Origin of the sequence: Candidatus Leptofilum sp. (genome assembly GCF_965223525.1) — a bacterium.
Taxonomy (GTDB): domain Bacteria; phylum Chloroflexota; class Anaerolineae; order Promineifilales; family Promineifilaceae; genus Leptofilum.
Window position 1 is genome coordinate 1,057,840 of the sequence record NZ_CBDCWX010000004.1, and the last position, 16,107, is coordinate 1,073,946.

Annotated in this window: 14 protein-coding genes; 7 read left to right on the forward strand and 7 right to left on the reverse strand. The window is 52.3% G+C overall.

From position 1 onward, the window contains the following. Positions 1-94: 94 nt before the first annotated feature. A complete protein-coding gene (locus ACOQPM_RS04650; protein WP_420628063.1) occupies positions 95-1,606 on the reverse strand; it encodes a trimethylamine methyltransferase family protein in 1,512 nt (503 codons plus the stop codon). A 184-nt stretch (positions 1,607-1,790) separates the two neighbouring features. Here ACOQPM_RS04650 and meaB point away from each other — a divergent pair, with 184 nt between their 5' ends. Next, on the forward strand, positions 1,791-2,777 hold the full coding sequence (meaB, locus tag ACOQPM_RS04655; RefSeq protein WP_420628064.1) for a methylmalonyl Co-A mutase-associated GTPase MeaB: 987 nt from the start codon (positions 1,791-1,793) through the stop codon (positions 2,775-2,777). 66 nt (positions 2,778-2,843) lie between these two features. Here the strand turns inward: meaB and ACOQPM_RS04660 are convergent, their stop codons facing one another. Further along, positions 2,844-3,179: an RNA recognition motif domain-containing protein gene (locus tag ACOQPM_RS04660; protein ID WP_420628065.1), complete on the reverse strand. Its 336-nt coding sequence runs from the start codon at positions 3,177-3,179 to the stop codon at positions 2,844-2,846. A gap of 295 nt (positions 3,180-3,474) precedes the next feature. Here ACOQPM_RS04660 and ACOQPM_RS04665 point away from each other — a divergent pair, with 295 nt between their 5' ends. Beyond that, complete coding sequence (locus tag ACOQPM_RS04665; RefSeq protein WP_420628066.1) at positions 3,475-4,395, forward strand: FkbM family methyltransferase; 921 nt, start codon at positions 3,475-3,477, stop codon at positions 4,393-4,395. Positions 4,396-4,455: 60 nt separating this feature from the next. On the opposite strand, the gene ACOQPM_RS04670 is transcribed toward ACOQPM_RS04665, so the two are convergent. Beyond that, positions 4,456-6,627, reverse strand: a complete 2,172-nt coding sequence (locus ACOQPM_RS04670) for a DPP IV N-terminal domain-containing protein (RefSeq protein WP_420628067.1) — start codon at positions 6,625-6,627, stop codon at positions 4,456-4,458. A 199-nt stretch (positions 6,628-6,826) separates the two neighbouring features. Here ACOQPM_RS04670 and rfbC point away from each other — a divergent pair, with 199 nt between their 5' ends. After that, positions 6,827-7,393: a dTDP-4-dehydrorhamnose 3,5-epimerase gene (gene rfbC, locus ACOQPM_RS04675; protein WP_420628068.1), complete on the forward strand. Its 567-nt coding sequence runs from the start codon at positions 6,827-6,829 to the stop codon at positions 7,391-7,393. Here the strand turns inward: rfbC and ACOQPM_RS04680 are convergent. Further along, entirely contained in the window at positions 7,390-8,097 is a 708-nt protein-coding gene (locus ACOQPM_RS04680; protein WP_420628069.1) for a metal-dependent transcriptional regulator, read from the reverse strand. The two genes, rfbC and ACOQPM_RS04680, sit on opposite strands and share 4 nt — an antisense overlap. A 772-nt stretch (positions 8,098-8,869) precedes the next feature. On the opposite strand from ACOQPM_RS04680, the gene dnaA reads away from it, so the two are divergent. From dnaA to ACOQPM_RS04695, 3 genes are all read left to right on the forward strand, one after another. Further along, positions 8,870-10,261, forward strand: coding sequence for a chromosomal replication initiator protein DnaA (gene dnaA, locus ACOQPM_RS04685; RefSeq protein WP_420628070.1), 1,392 nt, complete (start codon positions 8,870-8,872; stop codon positions 10,259-10,261). Between the two features lie 150 nt (positions 10,262-10,411). Continuing rightward, positions 10,412-10,807 carry a DUF302 domain-containing protein gene (locus ACOQPM_RS04690; RefSeq protein ID WP_420628071.1) on the forward strand — a complete coding sequence of 132 codons (396 nt, stop codon included), beginning with the start codon at positions 10,412-10,414 and terminating at the stop codon, positions 10,805-10,807. Positions 10,808-10,850: 43 nt separating this feature from the next. Continuing rightward, the gene (locus ACOQPM_RS04695) at positions 10,851-11,666 is read left to right on the forward strand and encodes an alpha/beta hydrolase (RefSeq protein WP_420628072.1); all 816 of its coding nucleotides are present in this window, start codon (positions 10,851-10,853) and stop codon (positions 11,664-11,666) included. A 65-nt stretch (positions 11,667-11,731) separates the two neighbouring features. On the opposite strand, the gene ACOQPM_RS04700 is transcribed toward ACOQPM_RS04695, so the two are convergent. Both ACOQPM_RS04700 and ACOQPM_RS04705 read right to left on the reverse strand, forming a co-directional pair. Next, positions 11,732-13,402, reverse strand: a complete 1,671-nt coding sequence (locus ACOQPM_RS04700; protein WP_420628073.1) for a DEAD/DEAH box helicase — start codon at positions 13,400-13,402, stop codon at positions 11,732-11,734. A 178-nt stretch (positions 13,403-13,580) separates the two neighbouring features. Further along, positions 13,581-13,856, reverse strand: coding sequence for a hypothetical protein (locus ACOQPM_RS04705; RefSeq protein WP_420628074.1), 276 nt, complete (start codon positions 13,854-13,856; stop codon positions 13,581-13,583). A gap of 26 nt (positions 13,857-13,882) precedes the next feature. On the opposite strand from ACOQPM_RS04705, the gene abc-f reads away from it, so the two are divergent. Continuing rightward, complete coding sequence (gene abc-f, locus ACOQPM_RS04710; RefSeq protein ID WP_420628075.1) at positions 13,883-15,505, forward strand: ribosomal protection-like ABC-F family protein; 1,623 nt, start codon at positions 13,883-13,885, stop codon at positions 15,503-15,505. A 3-nt stretch (positions 15,506-15,508) separates the two neighbouring features. Here the strand turns inward: abc-f and ACOQPM_RS04715 are convergent, their stop codons facing one another. Next, positions 15,509-16,054: an LOG family protein gene (locus ACOQPM_RS04715; protein WP_420628076.1), complete on the reverse strand. Its 546-nt coding sequence runs from the start codon at positions 16,052-16,054 to the stop codon at positions 15,509-15,511. Between the last annotated feature and the right edge of the window lie 53 nt (positions 16,055-16,107).

The following is a 16,107-nucleotide window of genomic DNA, read 5'->3' on the forward strand; positions in this document are numbered from 1 at the left end:
CCAGAAGTTTGTTGGGGACACAAATAGTGCGTGCAGGATAATGGTAAGGGAAACGGCCGTACAATTCTTTGCAATTGTGCAAATTGTGGGCTTTCTACCGCCGAAAACGACGCCGACGCCGTGAGGTTACGGCCGTTTCCACTTCATGATGTTTCGGCACGGGAGGTAACGGCTGGTTTGTTTTTAAGCCAGCCCGGATAAGGCGACGCATTTCGGCATCTAGCTTGGAATCAGTTTGGATGGGGGTGTAGGCGGCGAGGCGTTGGGTAACGGCCGTTTTCGCCCGCTCCTGCAATGTTGGAGAACCCGCCTTCTGCCAATTCTCACGATTCATTCGATCAATGACCCCACCTGGCAAATAAAGTGATCGGGGCCAATGGGCCAGCGTGTGTTCAGCCGTGATGAGGTGTTCCTCGGCCAAAAGCTGGCGCACTAAATCTACCGTCGGCAAATCCCCTTGCACTTTCATTTCCCGCACAAAATGGAGCGCCTGGCCGCATAGATCATTGTCTACCACCAACTTTTCTAGGCTAAAAACCAGCACATAGTCCAGCATTCCCGGCCCCGACACGGAATTTATGCCAGCCAACGCCGCCAGCAGCGCACTGCCAAATGTTTCTGCCCCGGCCTGGGCATCCAGAAACTTGCCGTCGCTCAGGGCCATGTACGCCTGGGTGGGGAGGCTGAGGTGCTTGGCAACGGCCGTATACGCCACGTCCAAATGCAAGGCTTCGATGGCCACCATCGGCGAGGTAGCCGCTTTCATGTGAAATGTTGCCGGTGCGCCGCCAAACAGCACTGGTGCACCCGGCTTCACAATTTGAGCCATCGTTAACCCCGCCAACACATCGGCCGTATGGAACACGGTTGCCCCCACCAACGTCACCGGAGCGATAAGCCCCATCAGCGTGACGGGGACAATCTCAACGGGAATGCCCGCTTCTACGCAATCCAGCAAGTTTTGGCAAGAATCTTCCCCGTAGCGGAAGTTACCCGTCGCCGTGATGGTAAATATTGACAGGGGACGCGCCGCCAAATCAGCCTGATCTTGTCGGAAGAGCCTCATCATTTCCGCCATGCGCGGCACGCCACGCTCCGTAAATGCACCGGAAACCACGGGCTTGTGCGAATTGGTAAGACAAAGATAGAGGCGCCATGCGTCAGAAACGGCCGCTTCAATATCGTCGTTGGTAGAGAAGGCGGTGGCCAGGTAGGCAATATGTTCCAAACCGTCGGCCAGGCGCACGTATTCCGCGAAATCGGCCGTATTAGCCAACCGCGTTTCACCCGTGCGGCGATCCAGCACCTTGAGACCGCTGGAACCAGGTACAAAATGCACGCTGTCTCCGCCCAGCTCCGCGTGAGGGTTTCCTTCGCGGTCATACAGCGTAAATGAAGACGGCGTGGCTTCAATGGCCCACTCCACCACATCGGCAGGGAACAAAATGCGCTCGCCCGCAGCATCCAGCTTCAAACCATAATCGAGCAGCCGCTGGCGCAGCACTGGGCCGCGCACCTCAATGCCAATTTCGCTTAAAATGCGCTTGGCTTCGTCCAAAATCTGGGTGATAAGTTCAGGGGAAACAACGCTCAAGCTTGGGCGCATAATTACCTCTCCATAATCAGTCCTTCGAAATGGAGGAGTGAGCATCCTCTCTTCGATCTACTGACAATGCTTACTAAACGTCAAAGTGGGGCAAGTTTAGAGGGGTTTTTCCCTTTGGTCGAAATGACAGGCGTAGGACGCTTGTGGCTGTGCAGGAACAGCCGTTTCCGCTACCATTACCCACATGAGCAAAGTAACAACAGAAGCTTACGTCGAGGGCGTGCTGGCGGGCAACCGGGTGATGCTGGCCCGTACAATTACGCTGGTAGAAAGCAATGCCCAGCGCCACTTTGAACAGGCGCAGGCGGTTTTGAGCCACTTGCTGCCTCACACCGGCCAATCGCTCCGGGTCGGCGTAACCGGCGTGCCGGGGGCAGGTAAATCTACCCTCATTGAAACGTTGGGGCTAAAGTTAGTGCAGGCAGGGCACAAGGTAGCAGTTTTGGCTGTGGATCCTACCAGTTCCATCACCAAAGGCTCCATCTTGGGAGACAAAACCCGGATGGAGATGCTAACGCGAGAGGAGAATGCGTTTGTACGGCCGTCTCCAACTGGCGGCATGTTGGGTGGGGTGGCCCGCAAAACGCGGGAGTCCATTCTGGTGTGTGAAGCGGCGGGCTACGACGTGATTTTGGTGGAAACGGTGGGCACCGGACAAAGCGAAATTACGGTGCGCTCGATGGTAGATTTTTTCCTGCTGCTGCTGGTTCCCGGCGCTGGCGACGAACTGCAAGGGATCAAAAAAGGGGTGGTGGAGATTGCCGACGCGATATTGATCAACAAGGCCGATGGGGAAAACAAGGTGCGAGCTGAGGCAGCACGGACTGAGTACAATCGCGCCTTGCATTACCTGACACCCGCCATAGAAGGCTGGCGGCCGCGTGCCTACACCGCCTCTGCCCTGGAAGATGCAGGTATTGACAAGATTTGGTCGGCGATTGAGTCGTTCCAGGAGAAAATGACCGAGTCCGGGGCGTGGCAAGCCCGGCGCAAGGCCCAGCTGCAGGAGTGGCTACACACAGTTATTGCCGAGCAGCTCAAGCAAAGTTTTTATGCCCAGCCTACCGTGCAGGCTGCACTGCCGGATTTGGAAACGGCCGTGCGCCAGGGCAAACTCCCCCCAACCACCGCTGCATTGCAACTGCTGCAAATTTATAAAACGAATCAGTAGCAACAAAAAGGCCAAGCTAATAAGCTTGACCTCCATCTTCAGTTTGTGATTTGATTAGAAGTGAAATTATCCCCAGCCGCGACCGCCGCCGTAGTTATCACGATTGCCACCGCCACGGTAACCTCCACCGCCGCGTCGGCCACCGCCCCCGCGATTTTCGCGTGGTCGTGCTTCATTGACGCGCAAAGCACGGCCGTTAAAGTCGTGTCCATCTAATGCTTCAATAGCCGCCTCAGCCTCCGCATCTGCCATTTCTACAAAGCAAAAGCCACGAAAACGACCTGTGTCTCGATCATTGATCATCGCCAAAGAGTCTACGTTGCCAAATGGCGTAAACAAATCATACACTTCATCTTCGCTTGCCGAAAACGGTAAATTTCCTACATAAATTTTCTTGGACAAAGGTTTATCTCCTATACTATTTCCACTCTGTAACACAGGAACCTGGCACGCATGGAATGCTAATATTGTTGCGAATTATCCCCTGTTTATTTCCTTTGTCCAACAGATCGATTTTCAGCTTCATGGTTTTCCAAAAGTCTACATTATTAGCCGGTGGGACGCGGATAAATCATTTGTTTTCCGCGTCATCCGCGCTAGTCTGCGTCCTAAAATTGCGACAATTGAAAACCTTGTTGTTTCCTCAAATTTAGCCGCAAAATTCGCTCCCAACCTTGTTTTCTGGTAAAAGTGGGGCATGAGCATTACAGATTTGAGCCTGCGGCTCTACCGCAAAACAATCAAGCGATTTCGTTCCGCACACGTAGCCACCCACTGGCTGATGACCCACGGCGCGATACCAGTTTTAGAGAAAACCCGCCACTTTCGCACTATGCCAGATGATCCTTTCTGGTTTCGACTAGAGCTGCTCACCAATCGCCATGAGACGGAAACAGTTGCCCAGCTAGACAGGCTGGCTGCGCCTGGCATGACAATGCTGGACATTGGCGCACATGTTGGTTACTACTCTCGTCGCTACGCGAAGATTTTGGGGGAGAACGGCCGTATCTTTGCCTTTGAACCCCACCCCCGCACTTTTGCCACTCTGCAACACAATGTGAAACATCTGCCGCAGGTAACAGCCGTAAACCTGGCCCTGGCTGAACACGAAGGCACCGCCGAGCTGCACGACTACTTGATGATGTCTGCCAGCGGCTCATTGCATTACGATGAGGCAATGGTGGCTTTGCAAAAGGCCCAAACCCACGAAACCGACATCGCCCCTCGCATTGGGCAAACCTTTGCCGCTCAAACTTTCACTGTTCGTACCACACCCGTAGATGATTTTTTGGCCGCACAGGAGGTCGAGCGGGTAGATTTGGTGAAGATGGACATCGAAGGGGCAGAAATTGGGGCTTTGCGCGGGATGCGGCAAACAATTGCCAACTCCCCTAACCTGAAGCTCATCATGGAGTACAACCCCCAGGCACTGAAAGCCTTTGGGCATGATCCCGTCGCTGCATTGCAAGAAATCCAGTCTTTTGGCTTTGCCAAAGTGGAGGCAATTGAGTCAAACTGCCGTTTAACCAACCTCACCCATCAGCCAGATCATCTGCAAACCCTCACCAACCATCTCATGCAAAATATGGGAGTCATCAACCTGCTCTTGCAAAAATAGAAGTATTGCGTATTGCGTAAAAATCGAGGCAGAACGGAATACGCTATACGCAATATGCCGTTAAAGGTGCTTCTTAAAGTAATCAGCAATTTGCTCTTCCATATAAAGACGGCCGTCTGCTTTGCGCGGCATGTGCCGTTCATCTGGGAATAGCAGCAAATCGTATCGCTTTCTTGCTGCAATCAGGCCGTTGATAAGCCGTGCCGTGTGGCGAAAATGCACATTTTCATCAATGAGGCCATGCACCAACAGCAGTTTACCTTCAATTTTGTCTAGATGGTGCATCACACTGCTTACTTCATACCCGTCTGGATTTTGCTGAGGCAAGCCCATGTACCGCTCCGTGTAGCCCGTGTCGTAGCCATCCCAATGAGTCACGGGCGCGCCCGCCACTGCCATCTGAAACGCATCGCCCGCTTTGGCCAAACAGAGCGCCGCCATGTAACCACCATAGCTCCAGCCGTAAATGCCCACCCGCTTGGGGTCTGCTAGCCCTTGCGCCACCAGCCAGCACACGCCATCTACCTGGTCGGTCACTTCTACGCTACCCATGTTGTGTTTGATAGGGGCTTCAAAGGCCAAACCGCGCCGAGCACTGCCCTGATTATCCAATTTGAAAACCAAAAAGCCGCGACTGGCTAAATATTGAGCGCGCATATCCACCGTCAGGAGCCAGCCGTTTGTGACGCGCTGGGCGTGTGGCCCGCCATACACGCTCACGATCGTCGGGAATGGCCCATTGCCAAAACTGGTCGGCGGGCGGTAAATGGCTCCGTATAGCAGCACCCCATCCCGGTTTTGCAGGGTGCTAATTTCTGGCGTGGGCAGGTTATGCCGCCCAATCCGATCATCTGGCTGGTTGAAGATGGTTTTGTGCAAACGGCCGTCCGCCAACGAGCGCAGCACAATTTTCGGAGCCACGTTAACTGCCTGCTGCACATCCACAAAGCGATTGTGCTTGATGTCTAGCATCACGCTGTGCATCCCCGGCTCTGGCGTGAGTCGTTCTGGCTCGCCGCCCAGCAGCGACACGCGATACAGATGGCTTTCGGTTGGCGATTCTTTGGTCGCCATGAAGTAGGCCGTTTGGTTCTTCACGTCCACGCCGGCCAAGCTGTCTACTTGCCAATTGCCGGAGGTTAACGGCCGTATCTCCTGCCCATCCCCATCATATAAATACAAATGTTGGAAGCCCGTCCGCTCTGAGGCCCAAATGAAGCCACTGCCCCGGCTTTCTGGCAGGTTTTTGAGCGGGCGAAAGATGTTATGCAGGTTAATCCAAACATCGCTGGTTTCACGCAGAAGCAGTCGTTTTTCGCCCGTGGCCAGCTCAAATTCAAGCAAATCTAGCTGGCTTTGCTCGCGGTTGAGAATTTGGGCAGTGAGACGGTCGTTTGGCAGCCAGTTCACCCGTGCCAAATAAATGTCCTCATTATCACCCAAATCTAGCCACTGCACTGCGCCACTAGTGTAGCTCACCACGCCCAGGCGCACCTTCGCATTGGGCATTCCTGCAAACGGATAGCGATGATCTTCCTGCGCCGCCTCGCCAACGGCGTCTTTGCCCTGGTGCATAATGCGATACACAGGGATGTGCGCCTTATCCACTTCCACAAACGCCAACGTTTGGCTATCTGGCGACCACCAGTAGCCGCGCCGACGGCCCAACTCCTCCTGAGCAATGTATTCGGCCAGACCGTTGGTTTTGCCCGTGCCGCGCACCCCGCTGGTAATTTGCTGCGGCTCGCCACCAGTAGCAAGCATCACGTACAGCTCTGCATCTTGCACAAAGGAAACCCACTGGCCATCAGGTGAGAAGCGGGCATCTTGAATGGGTTTAGCGGGATTGGTGAGCAACGGCCGTAACGCTTCCCCTTCTCCCTCAAAAATGTACAGGCCGTCAGGCTGCGGGATGAGCATGTGGCCCGTTTTGGGCGACCATTGATACTGGGTGATGCCCAATTCACGCTGGCGCAACCGCTCGCGCCGCAGCTTCTCCTCCAGCGACAAATTTTCCTCGCTGCCGCTCTCTGCCGATGGCGCAATGAGCAAGCGAGACGTACCGCTCTCCAAATCGTAAGCATAAAGCTGCCGCACCAGGCCACCCTCTGGGCTAAAGAGGTAGGTGAGGGAACGGCCGTCTGGCGCAAACTTGAGCGAACCAGGCATGTTCATACCAGGCAGAGGGAACTGCACAATATCATTTAATTCAATGTTGGGATGAGAGGGCATACGTCCAAAGTCTCCTTCAAAAGTAGAGCATATTTCGTATTACGTAGAAGATGACGGAATACGAAACGCGCAATACGATTTTCATTCATGCACCGACAAATTGTAACGAAGAAGCAAAATAAATGCAGAATCGAACTGTGGGCAGCGGAGTGCTATAATTCGCCAGGATTTGTATTTTTGTTCACGGAGGAACACATTCATGCCTTTTCAATTTCGCCAGCTTGCCATCCCAGAAGTCATCTCAGTGGAGCCACAGCTTTTTGGTGACTCACGCGGCTTTTTTATGGAGACGTACCAATTTGAAATATTTGCTGCCAATGGCATCGCAGCCAGCTTTGTGCAGGATAATCATTCTCGTTCAGCAAAAGGGGTACTGCGCGGGCTGCATTACCAAAAAGAGCCACACGCCCAGGGCAAGCTGCTCAAGGTGGTCATTGGTGAAATTTTCGATGTTGCGGTAGATATTCGGCGCAGTTCGCCCACGTTTGGGCAATGGGTTGGGGAGATTTTGTCGGCAGAAAACGGCCGTCTCCTCTACGTTCCCCCCGGTTTTGCCCACGGCTTCTGTGTTCTCAGCGAAACGGCCGATCTCATGTACAAAACCACCGACTACTACCACCCGGCAAGCGAGAAAGGTATCATGTGGAACGATCCCCAAATCGGCATTGCGTGGCCTATCTCCAACCCGCTTCTCTCAGCCAGAGACCAAAAACTGCCCACCTTGGCAGAAGCAGATTTCAATTTTGTGTACGATGGTGGGGTCTAGGCGAGCTCCACAAGCACAGAGGCAGCGACATTTCGACCAATTACTTTGGCTTCATCGTTAATTACTAGTGTCATTGGCCCGTCAAAGGGGGCGACGGTTTGAATGGTAACGGCCGTTCCCGGCACAAGCCCCATATCAGCCAAATAACGCAGCAGTTCACTATTTTCATCATCTATGATGCGGCGCACCCACACTGTCTGCCCAGACGGAACCGTAGAGAGCTTCTCAACCGCAACAGTCGTCATGCTACCATCTTTGGCCGGAATGGGATCACCATGTGGATCAAACTCAGGGTAATTCAAAGCGGCCGCAATACGCTCTTCCAGCTTTTCACTAATTACATGCTCCAAAATATCTGCCTGCTCATGCACCTCATCCCAGGAAAAGCCAAGCGCTTCAATCAAATATAGTTCAATGAGCCGATGGTGCCGAATAACCTCCAACGCCAACTTTTCACCAGAAGGCGTGAGGGTAACACCATAATGCTTCTCATAATTCACCATCTTTAACTTTGCCAGCCGCTTGATCATGCTCGTAGCAGAAGCCGGTTTTACATCCCGCGCGTCGGCAATACGCGATGTTGATACTGGCGACTCATCTTGAGCCAGCATGTAAATGGTTTTGAGGTAATCTTCAATTGCCTGATGGTTCAGGTTGTGCCGCTGCCGCGAACTACCATCTGGCAAGGATTCAATTTCTGGCATAAGGCATCCTAAAATTGCACCAAATACAAATTCAAGGCAATCTAACACAGTGAAAACAGGCTGTCAAGATTCGTTACGTTGCTTTATACGCTACTGCGTCTGGCAGAATTCTTTAACGTTTACATAACATCTGCAATCAAGTTTAAGCTGAAGTACAAAACCAGGAATTTGCCAGCAAAAGAAACGCATAGTTATTTTTTAGCTAATGCACAAAAATACATTTTCCACTGCCGCTTTTTTGCTAAGTTCTTGCAACCAACGGTGCAAAATATGGGAATTCGCACCGAATTCTGAGGAGCCAATCCCACATATATGGGGTCATTCGCTCGCTGCACGGTATATCTTGGTTAGCATAGCCGTTGTCAAGATTCAAACCTTAAAAATTGTTTTTTTTAAGGTTTTTAAAGTCTAAAAATCTCTAAGCTTTTAAGGGAAAATTTGCAAATTTCCATTGCATCACAGCTAGCCATCTGTTAGAATGATTACGCCGTTGCACAATAATCTGCATAACAAAACTAGCACAAAATTGAGGTCAAGAGGGATCATCAATAATTTTTTTGCCCCATAAAACGAGGAGCCAATTAACGGGGCAAAGATAGTTGCTAGCAACAACTTCTGGGTTGAGGGACTTCTAAGCATAACCCACAAACTGTGTCTAACGGCCAGTAATAATTTCTCGCAATTGATCTGTTAGCTGAGGCGTACGGCCGTTTCTGTCCGCACGCCTGTTGACCGCAAAATTGCTGGCATAAACTTCCGTATGGTACACATTATGATTCCTGAGAACGCATGGAAAGCAACCCTGGGTGAGCTAGAACTCCAGATGACCAAAGCAACTTTTAATACTTGGTTGAAGGATACCTGCTTGTTACGCTACAGTGACAATCTTTACGTTGTGGGTGTGCGTAACGCTTATGCTAAAGATTGGCTGGAAAATCGGTTGCGCGACACCATTCTCCGCACGCTCTCAGCGATTGTAGATGCCCCGGTCGAAATTCAATTTATGGTTTGGACAGATGAAGTGCCTTTGGAAACAGTAATTGAAGAGGCTGCTGAATACCCCCAACCCCAGCCAGCTTTGAATGGGACAAGTATGGGGGAAACGGCCGTAAAAACCCAAAAGTCTCCCCCTTCAACCAACGGCAATAGCCTCACCCGCCGCTTCACGTTTGGCAACTTTGTGGTTGGGTCCAGCAACCGGCTAGCCCACGCAGCCGCACTTTCTGTGGCAGAACATCCTGGACAAACATACAACCCACTCTTCATTTACGGCGGCGTAGGGCTTGGCAAAACCCATCTACTACATGCCATTGGCCACAAATGCCAGCAAGAAGGTCTTTCTGTTTGCTACATTCCCTCAGAAACATTCACCAACGATCTGGTGCAATCCATTCGCAACAAGCAAATGGAACAATTCCGTGAGCGGTATCGCACCCCGGATGTGCTGCTCATTGATGATATTCAGTTCATTGCTGGTAAAGAAAGTACCCAGGAAGAACTGTTCCACACCTTTAACGAACTGCACAGCCAGGGCAAGCAGGTTGTCATCTCAAGCGACCGCGCCCCGAAAGCGATGGCCACGCTAGAAGAACGGCTGCAATCTCGCTTTGAGTGGGGGCTGATGGCTGATATTCAAATGCCAGACATTGAAACGCGTAAAGCGATTTTACAAACGAAAGCAGAGGCGAACGGTCTCGTTGTTCCTGACGAACTGATGGATTTTATTGCCCAGCAAGTGCGCCACAGCATCCGCGAATTGGAAGGGGCGTTCAACAAAGTGATGGCCTATGCCCATCTGTCTGGCGGTCGGGTCAATATGGAACTGGTCAATATGGCTCTGGCTGACTTGATGCACCGCCCCGAAAAATTAACGGTGGAGCACGTCTTTGAAGCCGTCTGTAAATATTACAACGTCACCAATGATGATCTGATTGGCGCCAGCCGCAAGAAAACAATTGCTTACCCCCGCCAAATGGCAATGTATCTAGCCCGTACAGAAACCAATGCCTCACTCCCCCAAATTGGTGAAAAGTTGGGCAATCGTGACCACACAACTGTGCTTTACGGCTATGAAAAAATCGCTACCCTCATTGATGCAGATTCCCAAATTCGCCGCGACTGCATGGAAATTAAATCATCTATGTATGGCGCACCTGTTGCCTAAACAAGATTGCCTGAGGCCTGTCTAATCTTTTTAATCAAGTCGGGTCTCGCCACGCCTCTTTACCCCCGTTTCAATCGATCGTAAAATTTAAGCAAAGTCAAACAAAACCGTTTGCCAGACATGTTCGGCAACATTTTTTAGGGAGTTACTATGCAACAATCACTTGGATTTGACGTTTACCTGAACAGTTCTTATGACGAGGCCATTACGGCCGTTACTGCTGAATTACAAAAAGAAGGGTTTGGCGTTCTCACGGAAATTGATGTGAAAGCGACATTGAAGAAGAAGCTAGATGTTGATTTTCGGCCATACAAAATTCTGGGTGCCTGCAACCCTACCCTGGCCCACCAAGCATTGAGTCTGGTACCAGAAGTCGGCCTGTTGCTGCCATGCAATGTGACGGTGGCTCAAGAGGAAGACGGCCGTATTCACATCAGCATCATCAACCCCCAGCAAATGCTGGGCGTGGTTGAGCACCCAGACTTAGAAGCCATTGCCTGTGATGCAGAAGAGCGTCTGAAGCGCGTTGCCGCAGCATTGTCGTAACCGGTTATCAGTAATCAGTTTCATTCACCGATTACTGGTGGTTGTGTACCCAACTATGATCGTCCGCCACGACAACTTTCCTTCACAATTTATTCCCGCGCGGCACGTACACGTTTGGCTACTTGACAATTATGAACAGCAGCCAAATTCACGGTACAGCGTGCTGTACATGCACGATGGGCAAAATCTATTCAGCCCAGAGACAGCAACCGATGGGCAGACATGGGGCGTGGCTGAAGCATTGCAGACATTAATCGCATCAAATGAAGTGCGTCCAACGATCATTGTGGGCATCTTTAATCACAAGAATCGGTGGGAGGAGTACTGTCCAGAACGGCCGTTAACCCACTCAAACGCTAAAAATCTGTGGCAGAAATTCCGATCATTCTTCGCAGTGCCCATCCGCTCAGACAACTATCTCAGATTTCTAATCGAAGAGCTAAAGCCATTTATCGATCACACCTACCGTACCAAACCAGAGAGGGAAGAAACGTTCATTATGGGGTCCAGCATGGGCGGGCTGATTTCGCTTTATGCGCTGTGTGAATATCCGCAGGTTTTTGCGGGTGCGGGCTGTCTCTCCACTCATTGGCCAGCCGTAGAGGGCATCATTTTACCGTACCTGGAAGAGGCGCTGCCCCCACCCGGCCAACACAAAATCTACTTTGATTACGGTACAAAGACGCTGGATGCACTTTATGAACCGTTGCAAAAGCCAGTGGATACGCTCATGGTGCAAAAAGGCTATCAACCAAATGTTGATTGGCTTACGCGCCGCTTTGGGGGAGCCGAACACAATGAACCCGCCTGGCGCGCCCGCGTCCACATTCCCCTCACCTTCCTTTTGAAAAACAGTTAGCCATAGAGAACACAGAGGGAAAAGAGAAAATCTCAAAAAGCTCTGTGTTCTCTGTGGCCAATAATCTAAGCCCGTTCGATGGAGAGCCGCTTTTTGCGGACGCGGTAGTTGCCTGTTTTGTCTAGCACTTGCTGGGCAAACTGTTCTGGCACGTCTACTAATGTGCGATCATCCTGAATGTGAATGGCACCAATAGTGGAACCGGGAATATCGGCATGGAAGGCAATGGTTCCAACAACATCGTTTACCCGCAAGCCATCTACTTTGCCTGCGCTGAGGCTCATGCGAACCATGCCGCGCTCATGGGAACGATGACTGGCGTTCTCGCCTCGGCCGTTGCTTGAAGACTGTTTTTTGTTTTTGTGGGTACGGCCGTTTCCAAACTTCCCCCTTCTCCCTCGACGAGACGGTTCCGCAACCACCTCACTGATGCGGGCAATGGGCCGCTGCTTTTCCTCGGCGCGAGCTAACTTGAGTGCAACGGCCGCAATCTCCAGCAAGTCATGACCATCTTTAGCCAGTTCTGCGACCAGCTCGCGCTCGCGGGCGCAGCGACCCCGCCGCAGCCAAACTGACATCTTCTCCAGCAGCTCCGCCTCCCGTCGATTTTGAATATCTTCGATGGTTGGCAACGCTATCTGGGTGACTTTTTGCTTGGTGTACTGCTCAATTTTACGCAGTCGCCACTGTTCTTTTGGCGTTACCAAAGACAAAGCGATGCCCGTTCGCCCAGCACGCCCCGTTCGCCCCACGCGATGCACATAAATTTCAGAATCCTGCGGTAAATCAAAGTTGAATACATGGGAAATGTCGTCAATGTCCAGGCCGCGTGCTGCCACGTCTGTCGCCACCAGCACCTTGATCTGGTTTTTGCGGAAGCGGTTGAGCACCTGTTCGCGTGCTTGCTGACTCAAATCGCCGTTGAGCGCTTCGGCAGGAAAGCCACGCACGCTAAGTTCGTTCGCCAATTCGGCCGTGCCCAGACGTGTGCGGGCAAAAATCAACGCGCTGCTGATCGGCTCCATTTCAAATAATCGCGTCAGTGCAGCTAGCTTATCCTTCTCATTGACCAGGTAAGCCCGCTGCTCAATGGCCGCTACGGTACGCTGGGAACGCTCAATGCTGATCGCTTCTGGTTCGGTCATGTATTTGTCGGCCAAGTGGCGAATTTGGCGGGGCAACGTGGCGGAAAAGAGGGCAGTCTGCCGCTCGGCAGGTGTGGCTTCCAAAATCGCTTCAATATCTTCGATAAAGCCCATACTGAGCATCTCGTCCGCCTCATCCAACACGATGGTTTGCACTTGGCTTAGATCTAGCTTGTTACTTTTGAGCAAATCGAGGAGGCGACCCGGCGTGCCGACGACCACATCTACCCCACGCTGCAATGCCCCTATTTGCGGACCGTAGGCCGTGCCGCCGTACACTGCCAGCACGGAAATTTGTCGGAAACGACCGTAAATCTCCATCGCCTCTGCCACCTGCAACCCAAGCTCACGGGTGGGTGCTAAAACCAACGCCTGCACGGGGCCAAGTCCGGGGGTGATGTTGTGTAAAATGGGGAGGGCAAAAGCGGCCGTTTTGCCAGTGCCCGTCTGCGCCTGGCCTAAAATATCTTTACCAGTCAGCATCACGGGAACGACGCCTGCTTGAATGGGGGTTGGCGAGGTATAACCACGCTCGGCTACAGCCTGCACCAGCTGCGGATGCAGGCTTAAATCATTAAATTCGGTTGTCATGACATGCTCCTAAATATTGGCCACAGAGAACACAGAGGATTTAGAGAAAATTTCTCTTTTATCTCTGTGCCCTCTGTGGCAAAAAAGGCTTTGAGTCGTCCACTGTGCGGCTGTGACCTTGCGGTTTATCAGCCAAAATCCTGCCCACAGCCTGCTCGTACCCAATAACCAATCAAATTCAGAGCGTGTCTGTGGCAAAAAAGAACCCGACTACATGTGTCGGGCCACCACCTGGAATTTCCAAAACATCTTGTTGATAAATTGCCGGGCTTGCCCCGACCGGGCGGAAGTCTACCACGAACCTGGCAAATGCACGAATAAAATTTGCACGATTCACATGCTTCTGGATAATAGATTCATCTTCAAACGAGGTTGGCCAATGACAGACTGAGTTTTCCCAAATGTTCTTCTTAATTATTGAATTTTCCGCTTGCGGAATATCGTTAGCTGGCACCTTGTTGGCTAGCTCTGGGTAAACTCATGTTAACGGCACACAATCTCTCAAAAGCCTACGGGCTTTCCCCCATTCTCAAAAATATCACCTTCTCCATCAACGCTGGCGAGCGTGTGGGGCTTATTGGCCCCAACGGCTGTGGCAAAAGCACGCTCATGCGCCTGCTCATTGGGCAGGAGCGGCCAGATAGCGGCGGCATCACGCTCAACCCACCGAACTTGCGAATTGGCTATCTGGCACAGGGCTTCTTGCAGGATGAAAATCAGACGCTCGGCGAATTGCTACACGAAGTCGCGGGTGATCCTGATGCGCTGGAAGCTGAATTGGGCAATCTTGCTCTGGCTTTGGCAGAAAATCCAGATCAAGCAGCGGTGCAGGTTGCTTATGATGCAACCTTGGATAAATTGGCGCGGGCGGATTACGGCCGTATCCAACCCCTCCTCGCCACCTTTCAACTCGACCATCTCGACCCTGATTTGCCAGTCCGCAGCCTCAGTGGCGGCCAAAAAACGCGCCTTGCCCTCGTTCTCATCCTGCTAGATGAACCCCAACTGCTCCTGCTAGACGAGCCGACCAACCACCTGGACATTGGCATGTTGGAATGGCTAGAAGTATGGTTACGCGGGTTCAATGGCGGCGTCCTCATCGTCTCCCACGACCGCGCCTTTTTAGACCAAACCGTCACCCGCATCCTCAATCTCAATCCGCACAGCCACGCCATCCGCGAATACCCCGGCAACTATAGCGACTACCTGCGCCAATACCTCACCGAGCAGGAAAAACATCTGTCTGCCTGGAAAGACCAGCAGTACGAAATCCGCCGCATGAAGCAAGATATCCAACGCACCTTCGAGCAAGCCCGCTCTGTAGAGCGCACCACCACACCTCGACAGCCCAACGTGCGTCGCCTCGCCAAAAAAGTGGCGCAAAAAGCCAAATCCCGCGAGAAAAAGCTGGAACGCTACCTGGAATCCGACGAGCGTGTGGAAAAGCCGCTACGTAGCTGGCAAATGAAGCTTGATTTGGACGAAGCCCCCCACTTAGGCAAAGATGTCCTCTTTTTGGAAGATTTGGCCGTTGGCTATCTCGGCCACGCGCCACTGCTTACCCAAATCAACCAGCAAGCGCAGGCAGGCGACCGCATCATCCTAACAGGCGTGAACGGCAGCGGTAAAACCACCTTACTACGAACCATCGCCAGACAGCTTACGCCGCTAGCCGGGCAGGTGCGGCTGGGGCAAAGCGTCCAGCTTGGCTACATGGCGCAGGAGCAAGAACTTCTCGATCCAGGCAAGACGCCACTGAGCACTATTCAGGCCGTCGCCCCACTAAATGAGACAGACGCACGCTCCTTTTTGCACTACTTTTTGTTCACGGGGGATGATTCATTACGGTCCAACGGCCAACTGAGCTACGGTGAGCGGGCGCGGCTGGCTTTGGCACGATTGGTGGCCTCTGGCTGCAACTTTTTGCTGCTGGATGAACCCACTAACCACCTGGACATCCCCTCCCGCACTATGTTCGAGGAAGCGCTCAGCCAGTTCGAAGGCACCATCCTTGCCGTCGTCCACGACCGCTACTTCATCGAGCAGTTCGCTACCAAAATCTGGTTGGTTGAAAATCAGCAACTGGAATTGATCTACATATAAGAGTTAATGGTTGAAATGGTTGATAATGTGCAACACGGCCGTTTCCGGATCATCCGCATACGAAAGCAAAGTCATGTCACGGTCTCGCACATATTCCGGCGAGTAAAAGGTTTGCACCGTTTGCCGCCAGAGGTCGCCCAGCAGCACCAACGGCTGGGTAGGCACCTCGCCTACTTGCAAAAAGCTCCAGGCCAGCGTCATCTCAGACAACGTGCCGATGCCGCCGGGCAGCACAATCATGCCGTCGCTTTGCGTCACCAGATGCAGCAGCCGATCGCGCAGTGTGGGGTAGCGAATTTCCTCTTCCACCCAGCGATTTGGCCCCAGGGGCCGAAAATGTTCAATCTGGTCACACGTTACCCCGATGACATGCCCACCCGCTTCAGATGCACCTTGGGAAACGGCCGTCATCGTTCCCGAATAGCCGCCTGTGGCCACAGCAAACCCCGCTTCCGCCAACAGCTTGCCCACCAGACGAGCCTCCTCATACGCCGTGCTGCCCGCCTGCGGTGCAGAGCTGCCAAAAACGGAAATCGTATGTCGGGTCATTTAGATTCCTTTTCTGTTTGCAAGTATGTAAGTTCGCATTTTTACTTGCCCAC